Genomic DNA, 23478 nt, shown 5'->3' on the forward strand with positions numbered 1-23478 from the left:
TCATGATGCCGCCCTTGGTCTCGATACCGAGGGACAGCGGGGTGACGTCCAGCAGGAGGACGTCCTTGACCTCACCCTTGAGCACACCGGCCTGGAGGGCGGCACCGACGGCGACGACCTCGTCCGGGTTGACGCCCTTGTGCGGATCCTTGCCGGTCAGCTCCTTGACCAGTTCGGTCACCGCGGGCATACGGGTCGAGCCGCCGACCAGGATCACATGATCGATGTCCGAGACCTTGATCCCGGCGTCCTTCACCGCGTTGTGGAACGGGGTCTTGCACCGTTCCAGGAGGTCGGCGGTCAGCTGCTCGAACTGCGAGCGGGTGAGCTTCTCGTCCAGGTGCAGCGGCCCGTCGGCCGATGCGCTCAGATACGGGAGATTGATCGTGGTCTCGGTCGCCGCCGACAGTTCGATCTTCGCCTTCTCGGCGGCCTCGCGCAGGCGCTGGGTGGCCATCTTGTCCTGGGACAGGTCGATGCCGTAGGCGTTCTTGAACTGCTTGGTCAGGTAGTCCACGATCCGCTGGTCCCAGTCGTCGCCGCCCAGGTGGGTGTCGCCGTTGGTGGCCTTCACCTCGACGACGCCGTCGCCGATGTCCAGCAGCGAGACGTCGAAGGTGCCACCGCCGAGGTCGAACACCAGGATGGTCTGGTCGTTCTCCTTGTCGAGGCCGTAGGCCAGGGCCGCGGCGGTCGGCTCGTTGACGATCCGCAGTACGTTCAGGCCGGCGATCTCACCGGCCTCCTTGGTCGCGGTGCGCTGGGCGTCGTTGAAGTACGCAGGAACGGTGACGACGGCATCCGTCACATCCTCGCCCAGGTATTCCTCGGCATCGCGCTTGAGCTTCTGAAGCACCCGCGCGGCGATCTCCTGAGCGGTGTACTGCTTGCCGTCGATGTCGCCGCTCTCCGGGAAGCGCCACTGCGCCTCGCCCATGTGGCGCTTGACCGACCGCGCGGTGCGGTCGACGTTCGTCACGGCCTGCCGTTTGGCGATCTCACCCACCAGCACATCGCCGCCCTTGGCGAAGCCGACCACCGACGGGGTGGTCCGGGCGCCCTCGGCGTTGCTGATGACCGTGGGCTCACCGCCCTCCAGCACGCTGACCACCGAGTTCGTCGTACCAAGGTCAATACCCACTGCACGTGCCATGGTCTTCTCCTCGTCTTGCGGCCGACTCCCGGAGCGGCACCGCCCGGCACCGGCACCCGACGCCACGCCCGCAGGCCCCCTGGCGGAGGCCGGACCGGGTGCCCGGGTGGCCCCGAGTCTCGCCCCGTTGGCCCTCTCACCTGCTGTTATGGAGAGTGAGCCGGTCTGCGTCGCCGGTATACAACGTGCATAAAACGTGCCGACACATCTGTCAAGATATTCCTTTTCACGGCATATACACCGTATGCACCAACCGCGGTCGCGTTCCCGCTGGCCGTTGCAGTCGGGTGGCCCTGCCGGGAGAGCGAACCCCGCTCGGTGCGCCCGGCGGTTCACCGCGGACGCACCGAGCGGGGCGAGTCAGGCCGCTGTCACACGGGAGTTGAGGTCCAGGTGCCGAGGGCCATCTCGGCGGTGATGCCGGGGCCGAAGCCGGCCAGCAGACCGCGCTGGCCGTCGAGGGCCGACGCTTCGTCGAACATGCGCGCCAGCGCGTCGAGCACCACCGCACTGGCGATGTTGCCGTACTCGGTCAGTGTCGCGCGGCTGAACCGGAAGGCCTCCGGAGGCACGTCGAGGAAGCGGCACAGGTCGTCCAGGATGCGCGGACCGCCCGCGTGGACGATGTAGAAGTCCAGTTGGCTCGCGTCCCATTGGTGCTGCTCGGCGACGGCGCGCAAGGCGGGGGCGAGCGGTTCCATGGTCCCGGGGACGCGCTTGTCCAACTGGAAGTGGAAGCCCGTGGACCGGATCGCGTAGGAGATCCAGTCCTCCGTGTTCGGGATGAGGTACGAGCTGTTGCGTTCCAGCTGGACACCGGTGCCGCCGCTGCCGCGGACCACGGCGGAGGCCACCGCGTCACCGAAGAGCCCGTTCGACAGCAGCGACCCCACACCCAGGTCCGTGGGCTGGTAGCACAGCGAGCAGAACTCACACGCGACGATCAGCACGTTGGCTTCGGGGTACGCCCGGCAGAAGTCGTGTGCCCGGTTGATGGCGGCGCCCCCCGCGGCACAGCCGAGCTGGGCTATCGGTATCTGCCGTGTCTCCGACCGGAAGCCCAGGGTGTTGATGAGCCAGGCGGTCAGCGCCGGCATCATGAATCCGGTGCAGGACACGTAGACGATGAGGTCGATCTGCCGGGGTTCCAGTTCGGCCTGGTCGAGCGCCTTGCGGACCACGGCGGGGACGCGGGCCTTGGATTCCTCCTCGTAGACCGCGCTACGGGCGTCCAGCCCCGGATGCTTGAGCACCTTGTCGATCGGCTGTATCAGATGTCGTTTGAGTACACCCGTGTTCTCGATCAGCCGCAGTATCAGTCTCAGCTGCGAATGATCCTTGTGCAGCCGTCGCGCGAGTTCGAGGGTGTCGTCCTGGGTGATGACGTATTCAGGGACCGCGATTGCAGGTTTGCACAGAACCGCCATGGGATGCACTCCTTGCAGACTGTGGCCCGCCCAGTGAATTCCCTGTTCTGAAATTCGAGTCGCTATCGGCCGACGGTATCCGTCGCGGTGATTCGCCCGGTCAGTACGGGCAAGAAAACCAGGAGCGGATCCGGCGGCGAAATTGACGACTCCGGGAGGGAATCGAGCGGGCCAGCCGTCGAAGAATGAACTCTCCCCGTGCTGGTGGAACGATCTTTCCGAGTAGTAACCGTACGCCAGGCAGGTGCAATCGGCATGTCGCTGCCGTGACCCACGGTCACCAAGTGACGGGCAGCTCCAGGGGATAGCGCCAGATCGAGTTGGTGTTCCAGCGGATCTCCTCGGCCGGCTGTGCCAGCTTCAGGTCCGGGAAGCGCTCCAGGAGGGTTCCGAGGGCGACTTCCAGCTCCGTGAAGGCGAGCGGGGCACCCAGGCAGTGGTGTCCGCCCCAGCCGAAGGTCATGTGCGAGGTGCGGTCCTCGCGCTCCAGATCCAGCTCGTCGGGCCGGTCGAACTTCCGGCTGTCCCGGTTGGCCGTCAGATAGGAGACGTGCACGATGTCCCCGGCGTGGATCATCACCCCGCTCAACTCCACGTCCTCGGTGGCGACTCGGGGGATGCCGACGCCCTTGCGGAAGGGGATGAACCGCAGCATTTCCTCCATCGCCTGCGGGAGCATCTCGGGGCGGGAGCGCAGCATCGCGAGATCCTTGGGCCGAGTGAGCAGGGTGTAGGCGAGGTTGCCGATCTCGTAGGTGGTGGTGTCCTGGCCGGTGATGAGCAGGACCATGGCCATGACGGTGAGTTCCTGGTCGTTGAGGATCTCGTCCCCGTCGCGAGCGGTGGCCAGGGCGCTGATCAGGTCGTCGCCCGGGTGCTGGCGACGCTTCGCCGTCAGGGTCTTGAAGTAGTCGCGCATATCGGCCTTGGCCTGCACGGCGCGGTCCCGGTTCTCGACGGTGACGTTCATCATCGTCCGGGCGTGCCCGCGCAGCTGGGCGCGGTCGGACTCGGGGATGTCGAGGACCTCGCAGATCGTGGTCAGCGGCAGGGGGGACGCCAGGCTCTCCATCAGGTCGGCGGGGGAGCCGTGCTCGGTCATCCGGTCCAGCAGTTCGTCCACGACATGCTGGGTGCGGGTCCGCATCCGCTCCACGTGCCGCGGAGCGAACGCCTTGGAGACCAGGCTCCGCAAGCGGCTGCTGGCGGGCGGGTCCATCACGTTGATCGCCTCGTCCTGGACGATCGGCTCGGGGGTCATGCGGGGGAAGTCCCGGCCGATGACGGCGCTGCGGCTGAAGCGCCGGTCCGTCGTCACCGTGCGTACGTCGTCGTACTTGGTGACGAGCCATGCCTCGCCTTCTCCGTGGGGCAGCCGGATGCGGGCGACCGGTTCTTCGGTCAGCAGGCGCTTGAGAGTCGGATCGAATTCCAGGCCCTCGGCATAGTCGAATGGACAGTTCCAGACTTTAGAGCCGGATTCCATGGTGAGCTCCCGAAGTGAGATGTGACGAGCGGATGCACCGCCTGCGAAGTGAAGAACTCAAGCGCACGCATGCGGTCGTACCGGTTACCAGGCCGTCAGCAGGAAAGGCGCTCATTTATTTCCGGTCACCGTCGACGCGGAGATGTGGAGGTCCTTTTCTGCCCCGTTCGGCCGACGGACCGGCGGGGGTGGTTGCCCTGAGGTCCACAGTGACTTACGGATATCGGTGAGTGGTCGGTGAGATGCGCCGATCGGGTGATCTCTCGGCCGGGTTCAGAGGTGCCGTACCGCGTATTTCCCTAGGGAGAGCCGGGCCGCGGCTCATCGGAATCCGGAGAGCGAAGGCCCGCCCCGGCCCGCTTGACAAAAGTTGTTGCCAGGACGGCAAATAGAGCCATGGTGGACGATGACATTCCCGGCGTGCTGAACGCGGTCGGCCCGCGGCTGCGGGCGCTGCGGCGACAGCGCGGAGCGACCCTGGCGCAGCTGAGCGAGGTCACCGGCATCTCGCTCAGCACCCTCTCGCGTCTGGAGTCCGGGCAGCGCAAACCGACCCTCGAACTCCTGCTTCCGCTGGCCAAGGCCCATGGGGTGCAGCTGGACGAGCTGGTCGGGGCACCGGCCACCGGCGACCCGCGTGTCCATCCGCGCCCCTTCACCCGCGACGGGCAGACCTTTGTGCCGCTGACCCGGCACCTCGGCGGGCTGCACGCCTACAAGCAAATCCTCCCCGCCAGGAAAGCCACCGGCACTCGCCCCGAGGTGCGTACCCACGAGGGCTATGAGTGGCTCTACGTCCTTTCCGGCCGGCTGTGGCTGGCACTCGGTGAGCACGATCTCGTTCTCACCTCCGGGGAGGCCGCCGAATTCGACACCCACATCCCGCACGGCTTCGCCAATGCCGGCCCGCATCCCGTCGAGTTCCTCAGCCTCTTCGGGGCGCAGGGCGAGCGGATGCACGTCCGCGCCTCGCCACCGGCGCCGCACCCCGGCCAGGCCTGACCCTCAGCGCGGGCAGCGCAGGCCGATAAAGAATTGCCTTGCACGACGCGGCAGTTGAGGATCGTCGGCAGTAAAGGGGACGGTCCTGCGTACCGGCACGTTGCGCAGAACCGTGGCCGACGTACCACCACGTGAGGACACCCATGCGAGCAGCGGACCCGGACTTCGTCACTCCCACCGGAGAGGTATTCACCAGAACGCATGTGGGCGTGCCACAGGTGGACGCCGCGACCTGGTCGCTGACGGTGGAAGGGCTCGTCGCACATCCGCTGCGACTGGACCTGGAAACGCTGCACGCACTCCCGGCGACGCCCCTCACCGCCTTCCACGAGTGTTTCGGCAGCCCGTTCGCCCCTGATGTCCCGGTGCGTGCAGTGGCGAACGTGCGATGGCTCGGCGTCCCCCTCGCGCGCCTGCTGGACGACGCGGCGCCGCACGCCGGCGCCGCGCACCTCTGGTTCGAGGGCGCGGACCACGGCACCTTCCACGGCACACCGGATGTCAGATACCTCAAGGACCTGCCGCTGGAGACCGCCTACCGTGACGTCCTGCTCGCCTACGCGATGAACAGCGCACCGCTGGAGCCTGTACACGGCTTCCCGGTGCGCGCTGTGGTGCCGCGGATGTTCGGCACCAATTCGGTGAAATGGCTCCGCCGCATCGTCGTCTCGGACACCAGGCCCGATCACCTCTTCACCACCCAGCTCTACAACCGGCGGCAGCCCGGCAGCGAGCGCCTGCAACCGGTCCGGGACGTGGATGTCAACAGCGTCCTCGTCGCACCACGCGAAGAGGCTGAACTGGCGGCGGGGGTGCTGGAGGTGCGTGGCCGGGCGTGGAGCGTGACCGAGGTCGTTGCCGTGGAGATCGCCGTGGACGAGGGCCCGTGGGAGACCGCGCGGCTCGATGCACGGGGGCCGGAACCCACCTGGCAGCGCTTCACCCTGTCCCGGCGCTTCGTACCGGGGCGGCACCGGATCAGATGCCGGGCCCATGACCGCGCGGGCCGCGTGCAGCCTGGACCGGGCTCACGCAACTCGGTCCAGGAGATCGTCGTGCAGGTCCGCGCCTAGGTTCGCGCCTGGGCCCCGCGGCAGCGGGCACGGACCGATGCCGGCCCCGCTGATCACCTACGACGGGCGTACGAGGTGGGCGGTCGGCTGTCAGGTGTCAGGCGAGCCAGCTGTACGGCAGGCGGAGGAGGGCGGCGACACGTGCGGCAACGACCGACGCGTGCGGCGGAGCGCCGCCGTCGGCCAGGCCGCGGGTCAGATGGAGATGCAGGGACTGAAGCGTGGCAAAGGTGTTGAAGGCCCAGGGCGGGACGGGGCCGGGGCCTCCACCGTCGAGGGCGTCCGCCACCACGTTCAGCCAGCCGGTGGCCTGCTCGGCCGTCAGGCCGGGAGCGAGCAGAATGCGGCTGAAGGCATGGGCCAGGCGCGCATCCTCCAGCTGTGCGTAGCGGTAGTCGGCGTGTGCGGCCGTCATCCGGTGGGCACACAGCTCCAGCAGTGCGGCGCGGCGGGCGGGCAGCGCCCGGGCGAACGCCGCAGCCGCGTCGGCGCCATGGGCGACGGCGTGGAGCCAGCCCAGCGAGTCGTCCCAGCCGCGGGTGTCGCGCTCGGACGGGTACCAGGAGGAGAAAGCGGCGTACCAGCGCTCCGCGGCCGCGCCCGGGACGGCGTCGGGGACGGCATGCCCCCGCGTCAGCACACACCGGAGAACGAGCGGAGCGAAGGTGCGGGCCTGAATCTCCGGATGGGTGAATCGTTCCGCGGCAGTGTCACCGAGGTCCTCCAGGACCTCGTCGAGGTGCCCTTCCCGTATCCAGCGCGCGGTGGCGGTATAGGCCTGCTCGTCACGGACCTCGGGGTCGGGAGACACCAGCATGGCCGACAGCTCGTCCCGGAGCCGGGAAGCCGGTACGGCGTCAGGGAAGGGAAAACCCTGGGCGGCGATCGTCGGCCAGCGGACAAGATCGGTACTCATTGCGGCAGCTTTCCATGCGCCGCGGGGAGCGACAAGAGGCTCCCGAAGGCCGGAACCTGCCTGGCAGCCGCACTGCGCGCGGCGAGGGAAGCCCCGGCAGGGGAGACCCGGTAAGGGAAGCCCCGCCGTAACGAAACGTGACGGGGGGGGCTGCGTTCCGCGTCCGGGGAGGGGCGGCGGACAACGGGTCGGTGCCCGACCGGCCCCTGTCGCACCGGGGCTGAGATGCGGATGATCCCGTCGGCCCTCAGGCTGGACGTGGGGGAGTCTTCGGCCCATGGGTCATGGCGGCATGGGCATGGCGCATGGGTCGGAGACGTGCAGGAAGCGAGGGCTTGCCGCCCACTGCGCAGGTTTGTCGGAAACCTCGCAGGAGGGCGCAAGCCGGCGCCACCGCCCGGTGGGGCCAACAAGGGAGCAGACATGACAAAGGACCGGAAGTCTTCGCACCCGAAGATGGGCGAGGGCCCCAGCACGCACAAGGGAACGGAGCAACACGGCTGGTCGCCCGATGTCGACCAGACCGAGCAGCAGAAGAACGAGAGTGCGCACAGGTCGTTCCACCCCGAGCGCTACGCGCCGGAGAAGGACAGCAGCAAGGAGTCGGCCGAGCGGCAGGAGAAGGTGCCGCCGGCGAGCGAGGTGAAGAGCGAGACGCGCAGCGGCGAAAAGCACGCCGCCGAGGCCGATGAGAAGGGCATGCGGGACATGGGGCCGAAGGGGCCTTCACGCCGGCCCAGCGGGGGCAGGGACGCCGAAGCGCACACCGGGGTCGACCCGCAGAACCCTTGAGCGTGAACGCCGTGAGCGCCGTGCGCCGCACCACCGCAACAGCTTCGAGGCCTTCGCCGTAACCGTTCCTGAATGCCGCGCGGGCCGGGCACCCGAAAGAGGGACCCGGCCCGCGGCCCGTCGACTGCTCGCCCAGGTTGCCTGCGGGGTGTCCTGCGGGCGACGAGGAAGTGCAGGGGTGCCCGCTGTGAGTGGTTCGGCCGGGGCCAACTGGGCGGCGGCGCACGGGGGTCACGCCGTATCGCGGGGTGGGGCGAGGGCAAGGGGACCCGTGCGAGAGCCGTACGGGTGTCAGGAGAGCGTTACGGGGCGCCTGTTCGCTGCCGGGTGTGGTGCCGAGGGCCGGTCGCAGCAGTAAAGTCTGCTCCCATGTCGAAGCCCGACGCGCTGCTTGTCGACATCGCCACCATGGTGGAGTCGGAGCAGAGCAATCAGATGTCTCTCACTGTTGTTGTCCAAGGCGCTGTCCTCACAGGACGGTTGGCGCCCGAGGGCGTGTGGCGGCAACGCGTGGCCGAGGTCTTGCAGGAGTCGGAGCGGCTGGGCCCGTTTTCCGCGCTCTTCTCCTCGGCCGGCCCGGATTCCCGCTCGCCCGGCCGGAGCGGTCCACCCACGCATCTGCACTTCCACGTGGCGAGGATCCTCCAGGGAAGCATCGGCCTTCCCGAGACCGGCGGGATGTACCGCGTGGCGATCGAGGATGTGGGCGCCTGGACGGTGGGCGACTTCCGCTACTCCGACCGCTGAGCCCCGGCCCCGGCCCCGGTACGATCCACCGCCGCCGCTCGCGCCCTTGCCGTAGCGGCGCGACGATGATCACTCCGGTGCCCGGACAGTACGCCTGAACAGGGGTGTGGGCTCCGACCGCGGCGGTCGGAGCCCACACCCCTGTCAGGTTTCAGCTCTCGGGATCCCACTCAGGGGCCGCCGGCGCCTGAAGCATGGCCGACGCCTCTTCGAGCGGGGTGCGGGTTGCGGGGGGCGCGGAGCGGCAGGTGAATCCGAGCCGGGTCAGCGCCCGGGTCACCTCGCCGGCGCTGAAGTCACGGCGGTCCTGCCGGGTGATGATCTCCCCGACCTGCTTGACGGGGTAGTGACGGCTGCCGATGAGCACGGACTCACCCGTAATGGGTTCGGGTTTGATGCCCTTCATCGCATCCTGCACCTCGGTCTTGATCAGGTCGAAGGGGAAGCGGGCGATGACGACGCGCATAGTGCCTCTACAGGGTCGAAGAGAAGCCGGAAACGGATGGGTGACGCGGACGGTTCAGCATGCGAGGGAGATCACTCCCAAAGTGTGCCCGTCCTCGTCCACCACGGGCGAGGCGCGCAGCGCGCGACCTCGCATGGCGTGTTCCGCGTCGTGCACCGACGTCACGGACGACGTGAACGGTCCCCGGTCGTAGACGATGTCCCGCAACCGGGTTTCCTCTGTGTACCAGGAATCGCGCTGGTGGGCGGTCAGCTGGGCCCGGGTGATCAGGCCCGTGCACCGGCCGTCCTCGTCACGGACGAGGAGGTGGTCGGCGCGTGCACCGTTGAGGACGGACAGGGCCAGGTCGACGATCATGTCGTCGCCGACCTGCGGTCCCGGCGGGGTCATGGCGTTGCCGACCGTCCTGTCGGAGCGGTGCGGATGCCAGGGGCGGAGCTGAAGCAGCGTCAACGGAATCCTCCGTGGTGTGGTGATCCAGCGAGCCGGGCTGCCCGTGGGCGCCGGATCAGGACGCCTTGCCGACGGAGCGCTGCCGCTGCGACGTCCCGGTCGCGGTCCGGGGGGTTCCGCCGGACCGACGGGCCTGGGCGGAGCGGCTGCGACGGCCGCGCGTGGAGGACCCGCTGCGCTTGGGACGCTCGACGACCGGCGCGGCGATGGTGACGGGAATGCCGGAGGGCGTCTGGGCGCCGGTGATCCGGTTCAGGTCGGCCTCGCCGGCGCGGACCTGGGTGGACTGCGGGGTGATGCCCGCGTCGGCCATCAGGCGGTCCATCTCGCGGCGCTGGCTGGGCAGGACGAGGGTGACGACGCTGCCCGACTCGCCCGCACGGGCGGTGCGACCGCCGCGGTGCAGGTAGTCCTTGTGGTCCGTGGGCGGGTCGACATTGACGACGAGGTCGAGGTTGTCGACGTGGATACCGCGGGCCGCGACGTTGGTGGCCACCAGGACGGTGACATCGCCGGTCTTGAACTGGGCCAGGGTGCGCGTGCGCTGGGGCTGGGACTTGCCGCCGTGCAGGGCCGCGGCGCGCACGCCGCTGCTCAGCAGGTGCTTGGTGAGCTTGTCCACGGCGCGCTTGGTGTCCAGGAACATGATCGACCGGCCTTCGCGGGCGGCGATCTCCGTGGTGGTGGCGTGCTTGTCGGCGTCGCGGACATGCAGCAGGTGGTGCTCCATCGTGGTCACGGCGCCCGCCGAGGGGTCGACCGAGTGGACCACGGGGTCCGTCAGATAGCGCCGGACCAGCAGGTCGACGTTGCGGTCCAGGGTGGCCGAGAAGAGCATCCGCTGCCCCTCGGGACGGACCTGGTCGAGCAGGGCGGTGACCTGGGGCATGAAGCCCATGTCCGCCATACCGCCGACGACGGTTGCCAACCGCAGGGACAGCGACCGGGCGTAGGGCGTGAGCGCGTCGGTGACCTGCTGGGCCAGCTCCCGCGTGGGGACCAGGACCAGGGCCAGCGGCTGGCGGGGCTCGGCGCGCTGGCCGGCGGTACGGGCCAGCAGGGCCAGACCGAAGGCGAGCGTCTTGCCCGAGCCGGTGCGCCCGCGGCCCAGGACGTCACGTCCGGCCAGCGAGTTCGGCAGCGTGGCGGCCTGGATCGGGAACGGGGCCGTCATCCCTTCCGCGGTCAGCGAGGCCAACACCGCGGACGGCATGTCCAGTTCCGCGAAGGTCTCGGCCGCGGGCAGGGCGGGAGTGTGCGTGACGGGCAGCGCGAACTCGGCGGGCCGGGCGGCGGGACGACGTCCCTTGCCACCGGAGCGGTTCGACGACTGCGAGCGATAGCCGCCGCGGCCGGAGCCGGAGGAACCGGCGGAACGGGTGCGGGAGGAGCGGTCGTTCGGGCGAGCTGTGCGGTTCATGGAGAACCTTCCTCGATGCGGTACGTCGAAGAATTCCCGGCAGCTTTCAGCCACACAAAAGAATCGCAGAACGGACCGGAGAAAACAGATGGAACGTGGCGGGGCGGAATCGACCGCCGGCGCGTGAAGAAATGTCGCCGCAAAGGGAGGCGAGCACGGTGCCGGAGCAGAGAGCTGGGCGGACTGCCGTTCTGCCGCAGCACGCTGCGGTTCGGCACCGAACAGGCTGCCCCTTGTCGCCGGTGCGGCCGTGAGGGCACGCACAGCGCATTCCGCAAAGGGCAACGCGCTGGGGCCCGCACCCAAGGTGCGGGCCCCAGCTGCAGTCTGACGCGTCAGTGTCAGGCGGGGACGATGTTCTCGGCCTGCGGGCCCTTCTGGCCCTGCGTGACGTCGAAGGTCACCTTCTGGCCTTCCTGGAGCTCGCGGAAGCCCTGGGTGGCAATGTTCGAGTAGTGGGCGAAGACGTCCGCGCCGCCACCCTCCTGCTCGATGAAGCCGAAGCCCTTTTCCGCGTTGAACCACTTCACGGTGCCATTAGCCATGTCATATCTCCTTCGGGGCAGTGCCCGGGGCCGCACTGTGCGGACCCCGCGTCGCCGCGATGATTGCCCCTCCGGAAAACCCGGAAATACAAAAGCACTCCAACCGGCCTGGAAAGCCGATGAGGTAGCGAGAAGTCTTTGGGAACCACAACTGCAACTGAGATCGACAGTAGCACGGCACCAGCTGGCCTGCGCCGCCGTTGCTCCCGCCATTTCGGGGGCGCAAAAACCCCTACCGACGTGGCAGGTATTTCTGTAGTTGCGGCGCGAGATATTCACTACCGGAGCACCGACCATCCGGCCGGGAAACGTGGCTCGCGGCCCGCTTCGGCCCTGACGCCGCCCGCACTCCGGCGGTCTGCTCGCCGTGCTGCCGCACGTCCGCCCGCCCGCCGCCGGGCAAGCTGCCTGACCCTGTCGGGGCGAAGGTGCGGGGAGGGGGCGGCCCAGGCCCCTGCCTCGACCTCCCGCCGGGTCCATCTCACCGTCCCGCCTCGATCGATGCGACGCAAGAAATCTATTCCGAGGATGATAGATATTCGGGCTTAGTAGACCCGAGATTTTGCTCCTCATCGGCAAGATTTCAGATCGCCGCGCCGGGTCACCCGTAACCGCCGCCGGACCGCACGCATGGCCGGTTCTGGGCTGTCTCCGACTACGGTCACGACGGCGGTCGGCGCCATGTCCGGAGCGGTGTCGCGTGCCCCTGAGGGCTGTCCCGTACGGCATGGCAGGCTCATGCGATCGGGGCCACGATGGGGGCAGTGGAGCGGAGGCGTCGTACCCGGTCGGAGGGGCGGCATGAGCGACGCAGCCGGGTGCTCACCGCAGCGGCAGATCCGGGTGTATCTGCTCGATGATCATGAGGTCGTCCGGCGCGGTGTGGTGGAGCTGCCCGATGCCGAGCCCGATCCGGTCTCTTTCTGCGACCCGAAGCCGGTCCCCTTCTCCTACCCCGAAGGGAGAACGCCATGGAGCCGGAAGTCATCACCGTCGGGCTCGACGGCTCGCCGGAGAGTTTGGCAGCCGCGCTATGGGCCGCCGACGAAGCGGACCGGCGGCAGTCGGTGCTGCGACTTCTCCATGCGTGGATACTGCTGACCGCCGAGGCGCCGGACACACCCCCGGACCGGGACCAGAACGCCGGCGCCCGGCGGATCGTGCACCGGGCCCTGGAAGAGGTACGGGAACGTCACCCGCGTCTTTTGATCATCGAGGACCTGGTGGGGGCGGAGGCCGAACCGGCACTGCTGGGCGCGGCGGCCGAGGCGCAGATGATCGTGCTCGGATCGCGGGCCCTCGCGCCGTGGGAGAGCTATGTGCTCGGCGATGTGAGCCTGAATGTCGTGGGCCGGGCCAAGGGGCCGGTCGTGCTCGTCCGCCGGGACGGGCGCGCGAAGGCGCCGCGCCACGAACCGCCGGACAACCCGCCGCCCGCCCCCGACGCGCGGGTCGTCGCCGGCCTCAGCCTCAACGGCCCGTGCGATCGGCTGCTCGACTTCGCCTTCGACGCCGCGGCGAGCCGGGGTGTTCCGCTTCAGGCCGTGCACGGGCGTCCGCTCCCCGTGCACGCTTACACCCCGTGGGGCCTGGATCCCGATGCCGCGACGGAACTCACCAAGGAAGCGGCCGTCGAGCTGGGGGACGCCCTCCTCCCGTGGTGTGAGCGGTTCCCCGACGTGCCGGTACAGCAGACCGTTGTGTCGGAGACCCCGACCCGGGCCCTGGTCCAGGCGGTCTTCGGGGCCGAGCTTCTGGTGGTCGGCCGCAAGCTGCACCGTCCGCCGCTCGCGCCACGCGTCGGCCCGGTGGCGCATGCCGCCATCCACCATGTGGCCTGCCCGGTGGCTGTGATTCCGCACGAATGATGAGCAGGCAGGGGGAGGATGCGCCCGGACCCGCCCGTCCCTGCGCAGGAACCGCGGGCGCGAGGCAGGCTGGTCGGTACCGGATCCCCGCCCATGAGGCGGTTGAGATCCGGCACCTGCACACCCGGAGGGACTGGCCGAAGATGAGCCACCGCAGCGTTGCCGACCTGATGACGCCCCACGCCGTCGTCGTCCAACGGGGCACTCCGTTCAAGGAGATCGCGCACCTGCTCGACGAGTACGACATCACCGCCGTCCCGGTCCTCGACGAGGACGAGCGGCCGGTGGGAGTGGTGTCCGAGGCCGATCTGCTGCGCCGGCAGATCGCCAAGCTCGGAGCGAGCACCGCCGAAGGGATCATGACGAGCCCCGTGGTGGTGGCACGGCCCGAGTGGAGCGTCGTCGAAGCAGCCAAGACGATGGAGAAGCACAAGGTCAAGCGGCTGCCCGTGGTCGACGACACCGGCCGTCTCATCGGCGTGATCAGCCGCAGCGACCTGGTGCGGCTGTTCCTGCGCCGCGACCGCGCCATTCAGGAGGAGGTGCTGGAAGAGGTGCTGACGCGGACGCTCGGCGTGACACCGTCCGCGGTCACGGTCGAGGTCGCCGACGGCACCGTGACGCTCACCGGCACCGTGGAGCACGCAAGCCTTGCCCCGATTGCGGTGCGGCTGTGTGAAAGCGTCGACGGGGTGGTCGGGGTGGTCGACCGGCTCACCTGCCCGAGGGGCGGCGCCTCCACGCCCGGGCAGGAAGCGCCGGAGTAGCACGCACACGGCAAGCTGCGCCGCCGGACAACCGGCGCAAGGGCATGGTGTTGGTGTGCGCTAAATGCCCCCATTCCCGCATATCTTGGCCCTGAGCGGCGGGCCGAGCCGCACCGGACGCGGCGGAGGGACGCCATGGAGCCGAGCGACCACGACCAGGGGGACGGGCCGCGCCGCCCCACGCCCGGCCGTCGTCCCGACAAGGCGGCCGCCGCCGGTTCATCCCGGCTGGAACGCCCGGCGAAGCCATCCGCGGGCAAAGCCACCCGCCGGCACGCTGACGCCTCCTCACGGCCGGCCCGTGACCGACGCGGCCTTCGCCTCCCCGGCGGTCCGCCACCCGGTCCGGCTCGTCCCGGGTTCTGGCGCAGTCCCCTGCGGGGGCCGTGGCTGACCTCGGCGTTCGGGCTGATCCTGCTCGTCGGCATCACGGCGCTCTTCGTGACCGGGCTGCTGTCCTACGCCGCCTACAACCCCGATCTGGCTCCGGGCAACGACCGGACACCGGACAAGGGATGGCTGGGCTTCTACCTCTTCTCCTGGCCGACCAGCCCCTATTGGCTCTACCGCCTCACCCAGGGCATCCATGTGACGCTCGGTGTGGTGCTGATCCCCGTGCTGCTGGCGAAGCTGTGGTCGGTCATCCCGAAGCTGTTCTCCTGGCCGCCGCTGCGCTCACCGAGCCATGCGCTGGAACGGCTTTCGTTGCTGCTCCTGGTGGGCGGGGCGCTGTTCGAGTTCGTCACCGGCGTGCTGAACATCCAGCTGCACTACATCTTCCCGGGCTCCTTCTACACCCTGCATTTCTACGGAGCATGGGTGTTCATCGGTGCGTTCCTCGTCCATATCGCGTTCCGTATCCCCGTGATGGCAAAGGCCCTGCGCGGCCGCCGATTGCGCACCGAACTGCGCACGCCGCTCTCCCGGACGGTGAGTGAACCGGCCGACGACACCGGGCTGGTGGCACCTGACCCGGCGCCTCCCACCATGTCGCGGCGTGGCGCGCTCGGCCTGGTGGGTGCGGGGTCGGTGGGCCTGCTCCTCGTCACGGCGGGGCAGAGCATCGGCGGCTCCCTCCGCAGGACCGCGCTGCTGGCCCCGCGCGGGCAGGACCCGGGGGAGGGGCCCAACGGCTTCCAGATCAACAAGACCGCGGCGAGCGTGGGGATCAGGGCCCGCGATATCGGCCCCGACTGGCGGCTGGTCGTACGGGGCGACGGCCGCGAGCGGACCTGCACCCGCGCACAGCTCCTCACCCTTCCCCAGCACACGGCGGCCCTGCCCATTGCCTGTGTCGAGGGCTGGTCCACCGACGACCAGCACTGGAGCGGCGTCCGGCTGGCGGACCTCGCTGCCCTGGTCGGACTGCGTCACAACCCGCCGGGCATCTTCGTCGAGTCCGCACAGCGCGCCGGCTCCTTCCGCTCGGCGCATCTGCGCGACAACCAAGTACGCGATCCCAGATCGCTGCTGGCCCTCCGGGTCAACGGCGCCGCTCTCTCCCCGGACCACGGATATCCGGCGCGCATCATCGTCCCCGCCAACCCCGGTGTGCACAACACGAAATGGGTCACCCGCCTCACCTTCGGGAGCACCCCGTGAAGGGCCCCCGCGCACGCTACGGGGCGTCCCCTCTGCACCTCCTGCTGGTGCTGTGCTCCTTCTTTCTGGCCGTGTACGCGGGTGTCCGACTGCTCACAGGGGACACCCTCGGCGTCCTCATCTGGTTCGTCGGCGCGGCCCTCCTGCACGACCTGGTGTTCCTGCCCCTGTACACCGCCACCGACCGCGTGGTGCAACGCCTCTTCCGGCACCGGCACCGGCACCGGCGGCGCACACCGAACCCTTCCGCCCCGGTGGTGGCAGGCGGGATCAACTACGTCCGGGTGCCCGCTTTCGTCGCGCTCCTGCTGCTCCTGGTGTGGTACCCGCTCATCCTCCAGCGCGTCCAGGGATTCTCCCTGTACACCGGTCTGCCGTCGGGTCAGTTCTGGGACCACTGGCTACTGATCACCGCGGCGCTCTTCGCGGCCTCGGCGGTGTGTCTGCTGGTGGCCCTGTGGCGCACACACAGGGCCCGTCCACGCTCTGAAGATCCCCCGTCTCCCCCGTCTCCGCCGGAGGCACCTTAGGCAGCCGGCCCGCCGGTGGATGTGGTCACCAGCCGGTCAGCAACAGGTGGTTGACCAGCAGCGCGAGGAGGGCCTGCGCGGCCAGCCACCAGGAGTGAAAGCGGCGTGGCAGCAGGGCACCTGCGGGCAGCGTCCACACCGCGAAGGACAGCCAGATCCGTTCGGTCTCCGCCTTGCTCATCCCGGAGACATCCGCGAGCAGCATCATGCACAGCCCTGCCGCGACCAGCACGGCAAGCGCGCCCCGTCCGCTCGGTGGCTCGCGTCGCATCCTCCGCACCGCATGCCACAGCGGACCGGCGGCGCGGCGCAGCCCGGCGACGGTGGCCAGGCCCACGGTCAGTACCTGGGCCGCCAGGTTCGCCCAGAGGAAGTAGCTGTAGGGGCGTACTTTCGCGGCGCCCTGGTAGTAACGCTCGACCAGCGTCGTATAGCCGTCCAGCCACCAGAACCCGGCCCAGGTGAAGGCCGCCGCCCAGACCAGCGCGCCCAGCAGCACATACGGCAACGGGCGGACCGAGCGCGCGAGCAGCAGTACGGCGGCGCCGAGGACGACGAGAACGGTCAGCCCGTAGGAGAGATACCAGGCCCAGCCGAGCAGCAGCCCCGCACCCAGGGCGGCGAGACGCGGCCTGCGCGTACTGCGGGTGGCCGCCAGGGCCAGCAGGGCGACGGCCCAGGCGGCCACCCCCGCGAAGTAGCCGTCGGCGCTGACCCCGATCCATACCGCCGCCGGGGCCAGTACGAGGAACGAGGCGGCCCGGCGGGCCAGTTCCTCACCGCACAGTGCGCGGACGGTCACCATGACGGCCGCGGTGAGCGAGCTTCCGACGGTGATGCACCAGACGGCGGCCCAGGCGCCGCCGCCCAGCCCGATCCGGTCCAGCCCGACGAACGTCAGCAGAGCGCCGGGCGGATGACCGGCCACATGTGCCGGCCAGATGCCGGGCGAGCCGACCAGAATGTGGTGCGTGAAGTCGCGCAGGAAAGCGCCCACGTCGTGCACGTCGTCGACGGATTGCAGGTACTCCAGGCTGGTGGTCAGCCGCTCGGCGACGCCACGGCCCCACCCGTCCACGAGTGCCAGCGACCACGTCCAGGCCATCGCCGAGGCCCACACGGCCGGCACCAGCACCCGCCACGACAGACGCTGAGCGGTCGACGGACCGTAGGCCACCACCACCGCCGCGACGGCCACCGCCGCCGGGGTGCCGGGGCCGACATGCGGCAGCCACCAGGCGTGCAACGGCGGCCACCCCAGCCGCAGGATTCCCTCGGAACCGTAAACGGTCCGGTTGATGACGCGCCCGACGACTGCTGCCAGGACGAACAGTGCCACCGCACCCGCAGCCGCCCACAGGTCGCGGTGGCACTCCCGCTTCCGCACGCTCGCTGTCACCCGGCCACGGTAGGCCAGGCCGGCAGCCGGAGTGCTGACCGCCACCACTACGGCCGCGGGGAGTGGCGGCGTGCCGCCCGGGTGCCCCGCCCGATGCTCCGGGGGGTTACTTGGGGTGGATGTCGGCGGTGACGATCACGCCGTCCTCCACGGTGTAGGTGCCGGTGAAGTGGCGGTGGGTTTCGTCGGTCAGCAGCTGGTCGAGCTCGACCTCGACCTTGTTGCCGTCCACCGCTTTGATGGTGACGTCGTACTTGTTCGTGGTGTTGAAGGACTGCACGAAGGCGTCGAACGTGTTCCCCGCGATGTGCTGCTTCCCGCCCAGCGCCCAAGCGGCAATGTAGTCACCCTCGTTGACGGCACTGAAATACGTTTGGACCACGTCCGCGGGATCCGGCGTGGATGACTGCGTCGGCGAGGCCTGGGGGCGGGCGTGGACGGCTTGTGTCCAGGTGTGGCCGAGCGAGGGGCTGACTGCCCACCCCGCGACGCGGGTGGAGACCATAGCCGTTCCGGACCCAGGGCTGTTCGCCCGGGCCGGGCCGAAGAACGCGCCGGCACCGGTGAGGGCCACGACAAGGGCCATGACGAAGGACACCCGCACACCGGTCACACCAGGAAGGCGGTGTGGGTGGTCGAGTGGTGCGGTTCCCGTCGGCGCCCGCGCCGAGCGGTCCTGCGGTAGACGGCGGCCGTTCGCACGGTGAAGTCCTGCATGTTCTGTCATCGGTCACCCCGAAGCAGTTCGAGGATCTGGATCTTCTTATGTCCCATCGTGCGTGACGCATCTCCCGGATGCATCCGCTGGTCGAGTTGCGGGCTGTTCCCTTCGGGGCTACAGGCGGACGACGACCAGGGCGATGTCGTCGCTGGCGCCGGCGCTGACGCCGAGGCGTGCCAGCAGCGCGTCGGCGAGGCGTTGCGGGCTGAACCTGCTGTAGCGGGAGAGGGCGTCGGTGAGGCGGGCGAGGCTGGCGTCGATGTCTTCGTCGCGGCGTTCGATGAGCCCGTCGGTGTAGAGGACGAGGGTGTCGCCGGGGGTGTAGGCAAGGCGGGCCTGGGGGCGTGGCTCATGTTCGGGGTGGGCGCCCAGGGGCGGGTCGGTGGCCTGGTCCAGGAGCGCGTGGGTGCCGTCGGCGTGCAGCAGGACGGGGGGCGGGTGACCGGCGCTGCTGTAGGTCACCTCGTGACGGGCGGTGTCGATCAGTGCCTGGATGACGGTGGTGGCCAGCGCCTTCTCGACGGAGCGGGCGTACAGGCCCAGCACCTTCAGCGCCTGGGCGGGTCCCACGACCGAGCGTGCGGCGGCGCTGAGGGCGCTGCGGAGCATGCCCATGACGGCGGCGGCCTCCAGCCCGTGGCCGACGACATCTCCGACCGCGACGGCGAATGCCTCCCCCGGGAGGTCGACGATGTCGTACCAGTCGCCGCAGATGTTCAGTGAGCCGATGGCCGGGAGGTAGCGCACCGCGATGTCGCGGTGCCGGGCGAGGTCGGGGGAGTGGAGCATGGCCTCCTGGAGGGTGAGCGCGACCTGGCGTTCGCGGGCATGGGCCCGGCGCAGTTCCTCGTTGAGGTGTTGCAGCGCACGCGCCCGGACGTACAGCTCGGCCTCCATCGCCTCCTCGCGCTCGCTCAGCTGCCCGCCCGGCATCTGACGGGCCCGGCGGGAGTGCACGAACGCCGTCACGTCCTCCACCCGGTGGATGATCCAGGCCACCGTGCCGCCCGGACCGATGACGGGAGTGTTGATGGTGGACCACCAGCGCTCCTCGAACAGGCCCGGCTGGTCGGCCACGGGGATGTCGTACCGCTGGACCGCCATCGTGTCCGGCTCCCCGGAAGCCAGCACCCGGTTCAGCGAGGGATGCAGGTTCTGTACGCCTTCGGCGTCGGGGTCCGCGGGGTTGTCGGGGAAGGCGTCGAAGACGTACTGCCCGAGCAGATCGTCCCGGGTCCGCCCGGTTGCCTGGAGATACGCCTGGTTGACGTCCACGATCACCAGGTCCGGGTCAAGGACCAGGCAAGCGCTCGGTGTCGCTGCGAACAGCGCCGCATGATCGAGCTCCGGTCTCCGCACGCGCTCCCTGCCCATCCTCCTCCGGCTCACGGCCCCGCCCGTGCCAATCTATGAGGCGCCCGGCGCCCGCGCCCGCCGGGACACCTCCGCACCGCGCCGCGGCCCGTGCGGTGTCCTCCCCGCACGGGCCCCGGAGGCAGGGGGCACGGCGGCGGCCGGGCCCGGCCCGTCCTCGCCGTTCACCCGAATGGCTCGCGTGCTCCCGGGGCGGCGCCCGGCACCCTTCGTCCGCGCCTGCCCCCCCGGGGCCCGGCGGGGGAGGGGTCTCCTCGGCCGGTGGGAGTGCGGTGAGCGTGCCCGCCCCCTACGCCACCGGGCCGGCCTTCGGCGAACTCGGGAATTCGCCCGCTACGCGCCATCGGCACGTAGCGTCGGGGGCATGCGTGCCTTCATCGTCGATGCGTTCACCGACCGGCCGTTCGCCGGGAATCCCGCCGGGGTGTGTCTGCTGGAAGAACCTGCCGCCGCCGCCTGGATGCAGCGGGTCGCCGCCGAATTCAACTTGCCGGAAACCGCCTTTGTGCACCCCGTGGCGGAAAACACCTACGGGCTACGGTGGTTCACACCGACCGTGGAGGTCGATCTGTGCGGTCATGCCACCCTGGCCACCGCGCACGTCCTCCACGCGGCACAGGGCATCCCGTCCGGCGCTGCCCTGCGGTTCGACACCCTGAGCGGTGTGCTGACCGCCCGTCGGCACAGTCAGGGAGCATTCACGCTGGACTTCCCCGCGGATCAGCCGACCGCCGCCCCCGCGCCGGAGGGACTCGCCAAGGCGCTCGGGACCGAGCCGCGGTGGACGGGCAGCGCCCGGCACGATCTGCTCGTGGAGCTGCCGGAGGCGTCGGCGGTGCGTGATCTGGCCCCGGACATCGCCGCACTGGCCGAGTTCAGCGGCCGGGCGGTCATCGTGACCGCGCGTGCCGCCGCCGGTGCCGACCACGATTTCGTCTCCCGGGTCTTCGCGCCCGCCGCCGGCATTCCCGAGGACCCGGTCACCGGCGCCGCCCACTGCGTCCTCGCACCCCACTGGGCGGGCCGACTGGGGCGTACGGAGCTGACCGGTGTGCAACTGTCCGCGCGCGGCGGGCGGGTGGGCGTCGAGCTGCACGGTGACCGGGTCACCCTGCTGGGACAGGCGGTCACCGTGTTCGACGGCGAGCTGACGCCCTGAGGCGCGTAGGCGGCCGGAGTGCTCGTGAGCCCCGCCTCCCGGTGCGACCGGGGGCGGGGCTCACGAACGACACCGTGCTGCGCCGGTCTGACCGGCCGTCTCAGGCCGTGGACACGGCCTGCTGTGCCGTGAACTTGGTGCGGAGGCTTGCGCTGTAGCGGCGCAGGAGCAGGATGGCGGTGGCGGCGAGGCCGGTGAGCAGGCCGAGCCAGATGCCGAGGGTGTGGAGCCCGGCGGCGTAGCCCAGCAGCCATGCGGCGGGCAGGCCGATGGCCCAGTAGCCGACGAGGGTGATGCGGAATCCGCTCTTGGTGTCGTCGAGGCCGCGCAGGAGTCCGACGCCGATGTTCTGGGCGCAGTCGAAGAACTGCAACACCATGATCACCAGGAGCAGGTGGGTGGCGATCGACACCGCCTGTGCGTCGCGGGCGCTGCTGGTGTCGAAGAAGGGGCTGAGTACCAGGTCGGGCAGGGTGATGTAGACGACGCCCACCACGACCATGACGGCTCCGGCGCAGGCCAGAGCGGTGTTCTTGATGCGGAGTGCGGCCTCGGTGCGGCCGAGGGCGAGTTCCCGGCTGACGTTGATGGACGCGGCGTGGGAGAGGCCGACGGCGACCTGGAAGACGATGTAGACGAGCTGGTTGACGGCGGTGTGCGCGGCCAGGGCGGCGCTGCCGAACGAACCGGCCATCAGGGCGGTGACGGAGAAGAAACCGGCCTCGGAACCGTAGGTCGCCGCGATGGGTACGCCGAGCTGGACCAGGCGGCGGACGGTGGCGCGGTCGGCCTTGGCGATGTTGAGGCTGAGGAGGAGGCCGAGGACCGGGTCCTTCTTCGCCGACAGGTAGAGGGCCAGGAAGGACAGCAGGTAGACCAGGGTGGTGGCCACACCGACACCGGGCAGGCCGAGCTTCGGCAGGCCCCAGGTGCCGTGGATGAGGACCCAGTTGATGCCGGCGTTGACGGCGACGGAGGCGATGGTGATCTGGAGCAGCGCCTGCGGACGGCGCATACCGACGGTGAACTGGCGGATGGCCTGGAACCAGAGGCAGGGCACCAGACCGGGCGCGAGGGCCGGCAGCATGGTCTGCGCGCGGTCGACGACGTCGGCCTCCTGTCCCAGGAGGGTCAGCGCCTGCCCGATGAGCAGCATGAGCACCGCGCCGGCGATACCGGCGAGGGTGGCCACGGCGAGGCTGGCGCGGACGATCTCGCGCACCTCGTCGTCACTCTCGCCCTGCGCGGTGCCCGGCCCGGCGTCCTGGGCCGACTCCGCGCGTGCGGAGGCGGCGGCGATCTGGTTGCCGACGGAGGTGACGAGGCCGACGCCCATGGTGCGCAGCTGGTTGAAGAGGACGATGGCCAGTCCCCCCGCCGCGAGGTCGGCCGTGCCGAGCATCCCCATCATCACGGTGTCGGTGGTGGTCAGCGCGACCTGTGCGAGCTGCGTGAGGATGAGCGGGACGGCGAGGGTGGCCAGGGCGCGACTGTCGCGGAGGAGGGTGGTCAGCTGCATGGCGGGCATCAAATCCTGCGGAGTTTGGTGATCTTCTCGTCGGTCTCCTGCTCCAGGGCGGGATCGATGAGGTTGCGGGCGTTCATCCAGTCGTCGTTGAAGACGGTGTCCATGTACTTTTCGCCGCCGTCATTGATCAGGGCGACCATAGTGCTGCCCGGCGGGAGCGAGGGCAGGCGGATCAGTGCCTCGTGGACGACTCCGCCGGCCGAGCCGCCGATGAGCAGTCCCGTGCGGGCGAGCGCGCGAGCGGTGGCGAAGGCTTCGATGTCCCCGACCTTGACGCCCTCGTCGATCAGGTCGAAGTCGACGAGTGCACCGATCTCGGCGCCTTCGGGTGTGCCGGTGCCGGACTGGTAGTAGTCGTGCGCGGGTCCGCCGAAGGCGATCGACCCCTTCGGCTCGACGCCGATGGTGGTGAAGTCGGGTAGGAGCTTGCGCAGTTCACGGGTGGTGCCGCAGAGCATGCCGCCGGTTCCGACCGCGCCGATCACGACGTCGATCTTCCCGTCGAGGGCCTGGTGGAGTTCGTGGGCGACGGGGAAGTAGCCGATGCCGTTGGCCGGGTTGTTGTGCTGCTCGGTGAAGATGGTGTTGTCCTGGCCGCGGGCCATGTCTTCGGCGAGCTCTTCGCGGGCGGCGGTGGCCAGTTCCTCGGTGCCGTCGTCGACGACGTAGACGAGTTCGGTGCCCAGGGCTTTCATGCCGCGCAGTTTGTCGGCGGCGGCGTGGTTGTCGACGACGGCGGTGAAGGTGTAGCCGCGCTCGGCGGCGATGACGGCCAGGCCCAGGCCGGTGTTGCCGGAGGTGGATTCGATGATGCGGCCGCCTGGGCGCAGTGTGCCGTCCTGCTCGGCGGCGTCGACCATGGCCCGGGCCATGCGGATCTTGGCGCTGCCGGTGGGGTTGTACATCTCCAGCTTGAGCAGGAGGCGGCTGCCCGTTTCGGTGCGGCACAGCTCCAGCAGCGGGGTGTATCCGATGAGGTCGGATATGCGGGAGACCACGGCGGGGCGCGCGAGGGCCTCGTTCATGGGAACACTCCTGGGCGGGTCGAAG

22 protein-coding genes and 1 pseudogene are annotated in these 23478 nt (G+C 69.8%); 10 read left to right on the plus strand and 13 right to left on the minus strand.

Annotated features, from left to right (window positions below; translation table 11 throughout):
• The 3 genes from dnaK to IF67_RS0124210 all read right to left on the minus strand — a co-directional run.
• Positions 1-1153 (minus strand): molecular chaperone DnaK (gene dnaK, locus IF67_RS0124200; RefSeq protein WP_030988991.1); only part of this gene is annotated, 1153 nt, incomplete at its 3' end.
• Positions 1154-1524: 371 nt separating this feature from the next.
• The gene (locus IF67_RS0124205; protein ID WP_030988993.1) at positions 1525-2580 is read right to left on the minus strand and encodes a type III polyketide synthase; all 1056 of its coding nucleotides are present in this window, start codon (positions 2578-2580) and stop codon (positions 1525-1527) included.
• 277 nt (positions 2581-2857) lie between these two features.
• Positions 2858-4066 carry a cytochrome P450 gene (locus IF67_RS0124210; protein ID WP_030988995.1) on the minus strand — a complete coding sequence of 403 codons (1209 nt, stop codon included), beginning with the start codon at positions 4064-4066 and terminating at the stop codon, positions 2858-2860.
• Positions 4067-4462: 396 nt separating this feature from the next.
• On the opposite strand from IF67_RS0124210, the gene IF67_RS0124215 reads away from it, so the two are divergent.
• Together IF67_RS0124215 and IF67_RS0124220 are read left to right on the plus strand one after the other, a co-directional pair.
• Positions 4463-5068: a helix-turn-helix domain-containing protein gene (locus tag IF67_RS0124215; RefSeq protein WP_030988997.1), complete on the plus strand. Its 606-nt coding sequence runs from the start codon at positions 4463-4465 to the stop codon at positions 5066-5068.
• 143 nt (positions 5069-5211) lie between these two features.
• Positions 5212-6141 carry a molybdopterin-dependent oxidoreductase gene (locus tag IF67_RS0124220; RefSeq protein ID WP_051818524.1) on the plus strand — a complete coding sequence of 310 codons (930 nt, stop codon included), beginning with the start codon at positions 5212-5214 and terminating at the stop codon, positions 6139-6141.
• A gap of 97 nt (positions 6142-6238) precedes the next feature.
• Here the strand turns inward: IF67_RS0124220 and IF67_RS0124225 are convergent, their stop codons facing one another.
• The gene (locus tag IF67_RS0124225) at positions 6239-7057 is read right to left on the minus strand and encodes a DUF2785 domain-containing protein (RefSeq protein ID WP_051818525.1); all 819 of its coding nucleotides are present in this window, start codon (positions 7055-7057) and stop codon (positions 6239-6241) included.
• Between the two features lie 423 nt (positions 7058-7480).
• Between IF67_RS0124225 and IF67_RS0124230 the strand changes: the two genes are divergently transcribed.
• Entirely contained in the window at positions 7481-7849 is a 369-nt protein-coding gene (locus IF67_RS0124230; protein ID WP_030989002.1) for a hypothetical protein, read from the plus strand.
• A 369-nt stretch (positions 7850-8218) separates the two neighbouring features.
• Positions 8219-8596 (plus strand): hypothetical protein, encoded by a 378-nt coding sequence (locus IF67_RS0124235; RefSeq protein ID WP_030989004.1) that lies wholly within the window; start codon positions 8219-8221, stop codon positions 8594-8596.
• Positions 8597-8747: 151 nt separating this feature from the next.
• Here IF67_RS0124235 and IF67_RS0124240 read toward each other — a convergent pair whose 3' ends face one another.
• The 4 genes from IF67_RS0124240 to IF67_RS0124255 form a co-directional block, all read right to left on the minus strand.
• A complete protein-coding gene (locus tag IF67_RS0124240) occupies positions 8748-9062 on the minus strand; it encodes an SCO5918 family protein (protein WP_030989005.1) in 315 nt (104 codons plus the stop codon).
• A 54-nt stretch (positions 9063-9116) separates the two neighbouring features.
• Positions 9117-9515 carry a CBS domain-containing protein gene (locus IF67_RS0124245; protein ID WP_030989008.1) on the minus strand — a complete coding sequence of 133 codons (399 nt, stop codon included), beginning with the start codon at positions 9513-9515 and terminating at the stop codon, positions 9117-9119.
• A gap of 55 nt (positions 9516-9570) precedes the next feature.
• Entirely contained in the window at positions 9571-10935 is a 1365-nt protein-coding gene (locus IF67_RS0124250; protein WP_030989009.1) for a DEAD/DEAH box helicase, read from the minus strand.
• 341 nt (positions 10936-11276) lie between these two features.
• Positions 11277-11480: a cold-shock protein gene (locus IF67_RS0124255; protein WP_030989011.1), complete on the minus strand. Its 204-nt coding sequence runs from the start codon at positions 11478-11480 to the stop codon at positions 11277-11279.
• An 801-nt stretch (positions 11481-12281) separates the two neighbouring features.
• Here IF67_RS0124255 and IF67_RS45175 point away from each other — a divergent pair.
• From IF67_RS45175 to IF67_RS0124275, 5 genes and pseudogenes are all read left to right on the plus strand, one after another.
• Positions 12282-12392, plus strand: a pseudogene (locus tag IF67_RS45175) (DNA-binding response regulator); the annotation flags it as partial.
• Between the two features lie 59 nt (positions 12393-12451).
• The gene (locus tag IF67_RS0124260) at positions 12452-13348 is read left to right on the plus strand and encodes a universal stress protein (protein ID WP_030989013.1); all 897 of its coding nucleotides are present in this window, start codon (positions 12452-12454) and stop codon (positions 13346-13348) included.
• A gap of 143 nt (positions 13349-13491) precedes the next feature.
• Complete coding sequence (locus IF67_RS0124265) at positions 13492-14115, plus strand: CBS domain-containing protein (RefSeq protein WP_037839784.1); 624 nt, start codon at positions 13492-13494, stop codon at positions 14113-14115.
• Between the two features lie 135 nt (positions 14116-14250).
• The gene (locus IF67_RS0124270) at positions 14251-15717 is read left to right on the plus strand and encodes a molybdopterin-dependent oxidoreductase (protein WP_078889599.1); all 1467 of its coding nucleotides are present in this window, start codon (positions 14251-14253) and stop codon (positions 15715-15717) included.
• Positions 15714-16247 (plus strand): hypothetical protein, encoded by a 534-nt coding sequence (locus tag IF67_RS0124275; protein ID WP_037839786.1) that lies wholly within the window; start codon positions 15714-15716, stop codon positions 16245-16247. The genes IF67_RS0124270 and IF67_RS0124275 overlap by 4 nt, the downstream gene beginning before the upstream one ends.
• A gap of 25 nt (positions 16248-16272) precedes the next feature.
• Here the strand turns inward: IF67_RS0124275 and IF67_RS0124280 are convergent, their stop codons facing one another.
• The 3 genes from IF67_RS0124280 to IF67_RS0124295 all read right to left on the minus strand — a co-directional run bounded on the left by IF67_RS0124280 (position 16273) and on the right by IF67_RS0124295 (position 19741).
• Positions 16273-17646 (minus strand): hypothetical protein, encoded by a 1374-nt coding sequence (locus tag IF67_RS0124280; RefSeq protein ID WP_234341292.1) that lies wholly within the window; start codon positions 17644-17646, stop codon positions 16273-16275.
• 106 nt (positions 17647-17752) lie between these two features.
• Positions 17753-18232, minus strand: a complete 480-nt coding sequence (locus IF67_RS0124285; RefSeq protein ID WP_158713156.1) for a hypothetical protein — start codon at positions 18230-18232, stop codon at positions 17753-17755.
• Positions 18233-18481: 249 nt separating this feature from the next.
• Positions 18482-19741 (minus strand): PP2C family protein-serine/threonine phosphatase, encoded by a 1260-nt coding sequence (locus IF67_RS0124295; protein WP_030989023.1) that lies wholly within the window; start codon positions 19739-19741, stop codon positions 18482-18484.
• Between the two features lie 364 nt (positions 19742-20105).
• Here IF67_RS0124295 and IF67_RS0124300 point away from each other — a divergent pair, with 364 nt between their 5' ends.
• A complete protein-coding gene (locus IF67_RS0124300; protein ID WP_030989024.1) occupies positions 20106-20900 on the plus strand; it encodes a PhzF family phenazine biosynthesis protein in 795 nt (264 codons plus the stop codon).
• A 100-nt stretch (positions 20901-21000) separates the two neighbouring features.
• On the opposite strand, the gene IF67_RS0124305 is transcribed toward IF67_RS0124300, so the two are convergent.
• Together IF67_RS0124305 and IF67_RS0124310 are read right to left on the minus strand one after the other, a co-directional pair.
• A complete protein-coding gene (locus tag IF67_RS0124305; protein WP_420708713.1) occupies positions 21001-22419 on the minus strand; it encodes an MATE family efflux transporter in 1419 nt (472 codons plus the stop codon).
• An 8-nt stretch (positions 22420-22427) separates the two neighbouring features.
• On the minus strand, positions 22428-23453 hold the full coding sequence (locus IF67_RS0124310) for a cysteine synthase family protein (protein ID WP_030989029.1): 1026 nt from the start codon (positions 23451-23453) through the stop codon (positions 22428-22430).
• Positions 23454-23478 lie beyond the last annotated feature (25 nt).

Source organism: Streptomyces sp. NRRL S-1813 (assembly GCF_000719605.1).
In the GTDB taxonomy this organism is placed as follows: domain Bacteria; phylum Actinomycetota; class Actinomycetes; order Streptomycetales; family Streptomycetaceae; genus Streptomyces; species Streptomyces decoyicus.

Excerpts from the sequence above, each read along its gene's own strand:
- IF67_RS0124235 (WP_030989004.1), top strand. The coding sequence starts at position 8,219 with ATGTCGAAGCCCGACGCGCTGCTTGTCGACATCGCCACCATGGTGGAG.
- IF67_RS0124215 (WP_030988997.1), top strand. The coding sequence starts at position 4,463 with ATGGTGGACGATGACATTCCCGGCGTGCTGAACGCGGTCGGCCCGCGG.
- IF67_RS0124285 (WP_158713156.1), bottom strand. The coding sequence starts at position 18,232 with ATGGCCCTTGTCGTGGCCCTCACCGGTGCCGGCGCGTTCTTCGGCCCG.
- IF67_RS0124230 (WP_030989002.1), top strand. The coding sequence starts at position 7,481 with ATGACAAAGGACCGGAAGTCTTCGCACCCGAAGATGGGCGAGGGCCCC.
- IF67_RS0124250 (WP_030989009.1), bottom strand. The coding sequence starts at position 10,935 with ATGAACCGCACAGCTCGCCCGAACGACCGCTCCTCCCGCACCCGTTCC.
- IF67_RS0124265 (WP_037839784.1), top strand. The coding sequence starts at position 13,492 with ATGAGCCACCGCAGCGTTGCCGACCTGATGACGCCCCACGCCGTCGTC.
- IF67_RS0124255 (WP_030989011.1), bottom strand. The coding sequence starts at position 11,480 with ATGGCTAATGGCACCGTGAAGTGGTTCAACGCGGAAAAGGGCTTCGGC.
- IF67_RS0124220 (WP_051818524.1), top strand. The coding sequence starts at position 5,212 with ATGCGAGCAGCGGACCCGGACTTCGTCACTCCCACCGGAGAGGTATTC.
- IF67_RS0124300 (WP_030989024.1), top strand. The coding sequence starts at position 20,106 with ATGCGTGCCTTCATCGTCGATGCGTTCACCGACCGGCCGTTCGCCGGG.
- IF67_RS0124225 (WP_051818525.1), bottom strand. The coding sequence starts at position 7,057 with ATGAGTACCGATCTTGTCCGCTGGCCGACGATCGCCGCCCAGGGTTTT.
- IF67_RS0124240 (WP_030989005.1), bottom strand. The coding sequence starts at position 9,062 with ATGCGCGTCGTCATCGCCCGCTTCCCCTTCGACCTGATCAAGACCGAG.
- IF67_RS0124210 (WP_030988995.1), bottom strand. The coding sequence starts at position 4,066 with ATGGAATCCGGCTCTAAAGTCTGGAACTGTCCATTCGACTATGCCGAG.
- IF67_RS0124305 (WP_420708713.1), bottom strand. The coding sequence starts at position 22,419 with ATGCAGCTGACCACCCTCCTCCGCGACAGTCGCGCCCTGGCCACCCTC.
- IF67_RS0124295 (WP_030989023.1), bottom strand. The coding sequence starts at position 19,741 with ATGGGCAGGGAGCGCGTGCGGAGACCGGAGCTCGATCATGCGGCGCTG.
- IF67_RS0124205 (WP_030988993.1), bottom strand. The coding sequence starts at position 2,580 with ATGGCGGTTCTGTGCAAACCTGCAATCGCGGTCCCTGAATACGTCATC.
- IF67_RS0124260 (WP_030989013.1), top strand. The coding sequence starts at position 12,452 with ATGGAGCCGGAAGTCATCACCGTCGGGCTCGACGGCTCGCCGGAGAGT.
- IF67_RS0124270 (WP_078889599.1), top strand. The coding sequence starts at position 14,251 with ATGGAGCCGAGCGACCACGACCAGGGGGACGGGCCGCGCCGCCCCACG.
- IF67_RS0124310 (WP_030989029.1), bottom strand. The coding sequence starts at position 23,453 with ATGAACGAGGCCCTCGCGCGCCCCGCCGTGGTCTCCCGCATATCCGAC.